General features: G+C 60.7%; 4 protein-coding genes. 3 read left to right on the top strand and 1 reads right to left on the bottom strand.

The genetic code is table 11. The features are described from left to right. Nucleotides 1-199 precede the first annotated feature (199 nt). On the top strand, nt 200-1,198 hold the full coding sequence (locus VF515_21880) for an aldo/keto reductase (GenBank protein HEX7410280.1): 999 nt from the start codon (nt 200-202) through the stop codon (nt 1,196-1,198). Between the two features lie 960 nt (nt 1,199-2,158). On the opposite strand, the gene VF515_21875 is transcribed toward VF515_21880, so the two are convergent. Next, nucleotides 2,159-3,412, bottom strand: coding sequence for an aldo/keto reductase (locus tag VF515_21875; GenBank protein ID HEX7410279.1), 1,254 nt, complete (start codon nt 3,410-3,412; stop codon nt 2,159-2,161). A 617-nt stretch (nt 3,413-4,029) separates the two neighbouring features. On the opposite strand from VF515_21875, the gene VF515_21870 reads away from it, so the two are divergent. Beyond that, a complete protein-coding gene (locus VF515_21870) occupies nt 4,030-4,365 on the top strand; it encodes a carboxymuconolactone decarboxylase family protein (GenBank protein ID HEX7410278.1) in 336 nt (111 codons plus the stop codon). 373 nt (nt 4,366-4,738) lie between these two features. Continuing rightward, the gene (locus VF515_21865; GenBank protein HEX7410277.1) at nt 4,739-5,200 is read left to right on the top strand and encodes a ferritin-like domain-containing protein; all 462 of its coding nucleotides are present in this window, start codon (nt 4,739-4,741) and stop codon (nt 5,198-5,200) included. Nucleotides 5,201-6,227: the final 1,027 nt, after the last annotated feature.

Here is a 6,227-nt window from a genome sequence, read left to right as displayed (position 1 = left end):
CCAACTGTCACCATCGATGGCGTCGGGGCCAGGCCTTGGTCCTTGGTTCTAGGTGTGGCAGTCTTGTTCATAATGGCGTGTCCCTTTCTTTGTTTGGGCAACCCCGTCCCTGTCGAGATGGAAAAGGAACCATCACTTTTTTCAGCTCAGAGGATCAACAGCTTCTGGGACATCCCCGCCGACGCCCACAGGAGGAGTCATGGACTACGTTAACCTCGGAAAGACCGGTCTCAAGATCTCCCGCATCTGTCTTGGCTGCATGACATACGGAGCGCCCGCAGCGGGAGAACTCAAGGGCGGAAGACACGCCTGGGCGCTGAACGAAGAGGACAGCCAACCCTTCTTCCGGCAGGCACTTGATCTCGGGATCAACTTTTTTGACACGGCCAATGTGTATTCAAGCGGCGCCAGCGAGGAAGTGCTTGGACGGTTCTTGAAGGCCAACACCCGCCGTGAAACCGCGGTCATCGCCACCAAGGTCTGCGGCGTTATGCGCGATGAACCCAACGGTCGTGGTCTCTCGCGCAAAGCCATCTGTTATGAACTCGACCAGAGCCTCCGCCGCTTGCAGACGGACTACGTGGATCTCTACCAGATTCACCGCTGGGACTACGACACGCCGATCGAGGAGACGCTGGAGGCGCTGGACGATGTCGTGAGATCCGGCAAGGTCCGCTATATCGGCGCCTCGTCGATGTACGCATGGCAATTCACCAAAGCGCTCTATCTCGCCGACCTGCACGGCTGGTCCCGTTTCGTCTCCATGCAGAATCATTACAACCTGCTTTATCGGGAGGAGGAGCGCGAGATGAACGGCCTGTGCGAGTCCGAAGGCATCGGCATCATCCCTTGGAGCCCCCTCGCGCGCGGCCGCTTGGCGCGCCCCTGGCAAAGCGAAAGCACCAAGCGGTCCGCCACCGACCAATTCGGGAAGCAGCTGTACTCGCAGACCGAAGAGACTGATCGGAACGTTGTCGACCGCTTGGGTCAGGTCGCAGAACACCGCGGGGTGTCCCGCGCGCAGATTGCTCTCGCCTGGCTGCTGAGCAAGCCGGCCGTCACGTCGCCTATTGTCGGCGCGACCAAGCTGCATCATCTCCAGGATGCCGTGGCAGCGCTCTCATTGCGCCTGAAACCCGAAGAAATTGCTTCGCTTGAGGAGCCGTACAAGCCGCACCCCGTGCTTGGCTTCAGGTAGGTGCGGATACGTGTGGAATTCGGTCATGTGATCACGCGGTTTCGGGATCGCGATCAGCCGTCACGGTGAACCTGAAGCCCTCAGTTGAAGCTCAATAGGTAACCAGCGCGTCGATTGCCAAATATGGATGAAGCGGCTTGCGTCTTCGCGCTTTCCATTGGCGAGGGGTCCACTACTTCCGCCCAACAACAGGTGGTGCAGAGCCAGCAGATCTCATGCGAAGGGCCGCAGAGAACGAACCTGAGATACCTACCCATGATCGCCGGACTCAGGACGCGCGGTCAGTGTCGGCGACCGACCTCCGGAATATCAAGCCGATCGCGCGCATCCGGGTGAGTATCGGCTTCCCGGTGCCGGCTTTCGAAATGCAGGCACGACCCGAGATTGCCGTTGAGGACGCTGTCCGCGTAGAACTCGAGGCTATTGCGTGGCGAGATGGACTGAAACGCAAGTGATAGTGGCCGTCGCCTTCGGCCCCTCTTCTCCGCGAATGCCCTCGCTACGCACGACGATACCCTTCCGAGCCTCTCGCCTGTAGTGATCGCTATTTCTGCCGCGATCTCACGTCGGGAGATACGTCGCACGACCGCGAACCGCCTTCAGCACACCCAACTCACCTTGGTCGGGCACACTCGGGGCACAGTCCGGGCACAGTCGGGCCCTTCGGAGATACCCTCGACGCCCAGAAGTGCTGTCCCTTCCGAAAACTCCATACGTGGCTGACTGGCAAGCCGTTTCCCTTCGGCGTGTAACTGCATCAGAGTCGATCGATGGTTACTGCTCTGATCGCCCTCCTCAGTGGAGTCCGGGACATCGTTCGCCGTCGGACCGACCTGGAAGCCGAACTCCTCGCCCTCCGCCACCAGGTCCTGGTGCTTCAACGACAGCAGGGGCGGCGCCGCGTCCAGCTGCGCCCAGCCGATCGCCTCTATTGGGTGGTGTCCCTCTCGGCTGTGTCGCTCAAATCTTCAACGTGCGGTGCGCTTGCAGCATCTTCTGGCGAATCGGCAGCTCGAAAGGACAGGCCGCTTGGCAAGGGGCCGGACAGCTCGCGCAGCGTGATGCATCGCGTTCGGACGGCAGCGCCGCATACAGCGCCATTGCGTCACGCTCGCGTCCGTAGTTTTCGAAGTACATAGCGTAGCGGAAGATGTCATCCACGGGCACATCGGAGGGGCACCGATCCAGGCAGGCGCCGCAACCGGGCCGGCAATAGTCTCTCGCGATCAACTGATCATACCGGGCCAGCAACGCCAGATCGCTGGTCCCTAGCGACTGGCCGGACGCATACAAGTACTCATCAATTTGGTTGAAGTTCCGAATCGAGACCACTAAGCCGCTGATATCGGGGTTGCGCAAGACCCAGTTGAACGCTGCTTGGCTGAACGCCTGCGACTGATCGGCGAAATCCTTCAGCACTGTCGCCCTTGCGCCCTTGAGCGTCTTCATCGCGATCACCCCGACGCCGCGCTGCTTGGCATCATGGAAAATGTTGGTCAGATCCGGCCAGTTGCTGAAGTTGTGTGCGACCAACAACACATTGAAGCGACCCGACGCCACCGCGTGCCTCATGACGGCTTCAAGATTGGGCGTGTGGCTACTGACACCGAGGAAGCGCACTTTGCCCTGTTCCTTCAAGCGATCGAAGGCCTCATGGAACGTCGGCGCCATCAGTCGATCGATGCTGTTCACCTCGTGGATCAGGCAGACGTCCAAGTAGTCCGTTTGCAATCGCGCCAGGCTACCCTCGACGGCCCGTATAATTTCGGTGACCGGCGCATCCATGGGCAGATGACCGTCAGCCGTGCAAAACTTCGAGGCGATGAACACCTTGTCGCGTACGGATTTGAGTGCCTTCCCAATGGTCTGCTCGCTGCCGGTCTTGCTGTAGTCCGGCGAGGTATCGAAATAGTTGATGCCGCGCTCAACGGCACGCGTCACGACGTCCGAATTGTCGATGCTCGCACCACCGAAGGAAATATCCGACATCAAAATGCCGGTATTGCCGAGCGGGCGATAGCTTCGCACTTGGGAGCCGTGCCATGATGCCTCAGGCTGTTCGGACTCCACGGGCGCCTGGCGCATTAGAAAAAGGTAGGTGCGGTTCCGCCACGCCGCGTACCCCGCTGCCGCCGCTGTACCGGCGGCGGCAACCGCGGCCGTACCTTTCAACAACGTCCGCCGCGTAAGTGGCCACTTGTCCTCACTGCTCATGAGATGACCTCGTGCACGCCAGTGTACTGGAGGCCCACGCGCTTCGGCAATAGCATCCTTGGATTACTTTGTGGCCCGGGTGGTCCATTACGATCGAATGGCCGTGTGCTCTCGCGCGCACATCTGCCGGGCCTCACAACTGTCCTCAGCTGCAATGGTACGAACGGCCCGAGCAGCCTATGATCACTCTGTTCTACGATCGTGCCGGGCACGCGACGGGCTCGGCGCGCAGATCAGACGATTCGCGGCGATAGTCGCCGTCAACGTTTTGCGGAGTAAGTTGAGCGGCGCTCGTGTCGACGTAGATCCTCGGAGCGCCTTGTTGGACGAGTCTCTGGCGAGACGGAGCGCCGCCGCGACTATGCCAAAAGCAGTCGGGCTAACAACCCGCAGGTCTCCGCCGTATTATCACGAGTGTACGCGCGGCAGGTGCTGCTGGGGTGCCAAACAGCAAGAAGTCCACGGGAGCGCTGTAGCCGGTTACTCAGCGCCGGGTGTCATGACGTGCTGATATTCTTGGTCCTGTCGTGGCGTATAGGCTCGGGTTGAGGCTCGAAGTCAACGAATACGCCCCAGTGCGAGGAGGGGACTTGAACCCGAAGCGCCGCTTGAAATGATTGAGGAATTTCGCGGCCAATGTTGCACCGCGTGGCGCCTTGTGGCGCAGAATGCTGGACGAAAAAATGCGCGAACTGGTCAAGCTCGGCGTCGCCCTGGGTGCAGGGCTCGAAGGCGGCGTGCATTCACATGTCCGCCGCGCCCTTGCCGCCGGTGCAAGCCGAGAGGATATCCGCCATGCCGCGCTCCAGGCAATGTCCACCCTCGGGTTTCCCGCCACAATGGCGGGCCTGAGCTGGGTCGAAGATGTTCTCGCCCAGAGTACGGGCAGAAATACGCGGCGACATCGCGCCTCCCCGACCTGGGACAAAATGATGATGGGCACGTCAACCTGACGTTACTGAAGAAGCGCCAAGGCGGCCGGACCGCTGAACTGCGGCATCGCCCAGTCGCAGATGATCACGTCCCATGACTTCCGCGCCACTCAAATCTACGACAAGCGTCGGCGCACCACCTCCGAGAGCGCCTCCCACGATGTGCCGATCTGATCTGAACGCAGAGGCAGCGACTGTCCGCGTCAGCTCATGAGGCGCGCTGCGAGGGCGATCGTAGGCCACTCCGACCCACGGGGGCGACCTCCAGTACGAGGAAATGATTGCCCCAGCCTTCCGAAATGGGCTATTGGGGTCCCGAGACAGACTGGTATAGGTCCATCTGGGAAATATCGGCTGCAGTACCGTTTGCGTCCTTACTGGAGAGGAGGTTCTTATGGCGACAAGACGACAGCACACGGAAGACCGCGTCATCGACACTTTGAACTCGATCCTGGAACACGAGGGGTTGGCCGGGGTCGTACGCTACATGCACTACTCGTTCATGATCTTCGGTTACTCGCGGCTCCCGATCGTGAGGTGGATGCGCGACCAGGCAAATGAATCGCTGCAGCATGCGGCCGGAGCGGGCGAGCACATCACGGCGCTTGGTGGTCATCCGTCGCTCGCGATTGGCAAGCTGCTTGAGACCCACCACCACGATATCGATCAGATCTTGCGCGAGGCAATGGAACACGAGAAAGAAGCCGCTGCCATGTATCGCAAACTCCTCGATCTCGTGAAAGACGGCAGCGTTGCGCTCGAGGAGTATGCGCGCACCATGGTCGCCGGTGAGGAGAATCACATCAACGAGGTCGCGAAGATGCTGCGCCGCCCCGAGACGCCCGATGCGGACTGATCTCGTCGCCTGCTTGAAGGAAAAGGGGATACGTCCAATTTCGCAGGCTGGGCTTCAAGCATAGGCGGTTTCTGGGCACGCATTCGAGCGTGCGCCCGATAACCCGTTCGAATGCGTCGCAGTCGGCGGGCCGCTCAAAGAGGATGCCGCGTTGGTTGGCGCGGTTGAGGACGTGTAAAACCATCCCTCCGGGAGCGATGCGCGCGGCACGTGGCATAGCGTGTACGCGAAATTGGACTTATCCCCTTTTTCAGTGAAAGGACCGGTCCAAACTCCGATACTCCGCTTCCCTGTGGGTCCCGAAAACTCGATCATCACGTAATCGCAAGGATAATCGCGACCACGCTCGGCGAGCAATCTCAGCATTGAATACGCCCGCGGGCCACGATAAGGACGGCGCCCATGCGAGCCGTTGCGACTGCGGTGGCACAAAGCGTCGTCTTCCTCTTCCGCTCCCGGATGGCGTTGCAGATCGAAGTCCTCGCTCTACGTCACCAACTCACGGTCTACCAACGAGCCGGGCGCCGCCCGCAGCTCGGAGCCGCCGATCGTCTCCTCTGGGCGTGGCTCTCCCGAAGGTGGGCCGGGTGGCGAGCGGCCCTGGTCATGGTGCAACCCCGCACCGTGATCGCGTGGCAGCGCCAACGCTTCCGAGACCATTGGATGCGCTTGAGCCGCCAGCGCCAGCTCGGCCGTCCGCCCGTCGCCCAGGAGATCCGGGACCTGATCCGCACGATCTCGGCCGCCAACCCGACGTGGGGATCCTGTGGGTCCCGAGAATTCGCGTGCGCCTCGCCAGGGCCCCATATGCGGGAGGTGACATTTTTTGTCACCACCGGGAACGGTGAGAGATTCAAAGGCGCGGATGGAGTTTTGGCGAGGGACAGGGCTGGAACGTTATGTTGTAGATTACTTGCGGGAATCAGGGCCGTTTTGGGGCGGTTTGAGGGGGGCATGGGGCCAAAGTCTAACACATGGCTATTAGGTAATAGATTGTATCAGCGCGGGTGAAGCCCCCTGCATTCTC

Source organism: Candidatus Binatia bacterium (genome assembly GCA_036382395.1).
Taxonomy (GTDB): Bacteria; Desulfobacterota; Binatia; order HRBIN30; family HRBIN30; genus JAGDMS01.
The sequence above is the reverse complement of the archived record's forward strand: the minus strand, read 5'-3'. Positions and strand labels throughout refer to the sequence as shown.

Coding starts and splice junctions, on each gene's coding strand:
- VF515_21880 (HEX7410280.1), top strand. CDS start 200: ATGGACTACGTTAACCTCGGAAAGACCGGTCTCAAGATCTCCCGCATC.
- VF515_21875 (HEX7410279.1), bottom strand. CDS start 3,412: ATGAGCAGTGAGGACAAGTGGCCACTTACGCGGCGGACGTTGTTGAAA.
- VF515_21865 (HEX7410277.1), top strand. CDS start 4,739: ATGGCGACAAGACGACAGCACACGGAAGACCGCGTCATCGACACTTTG.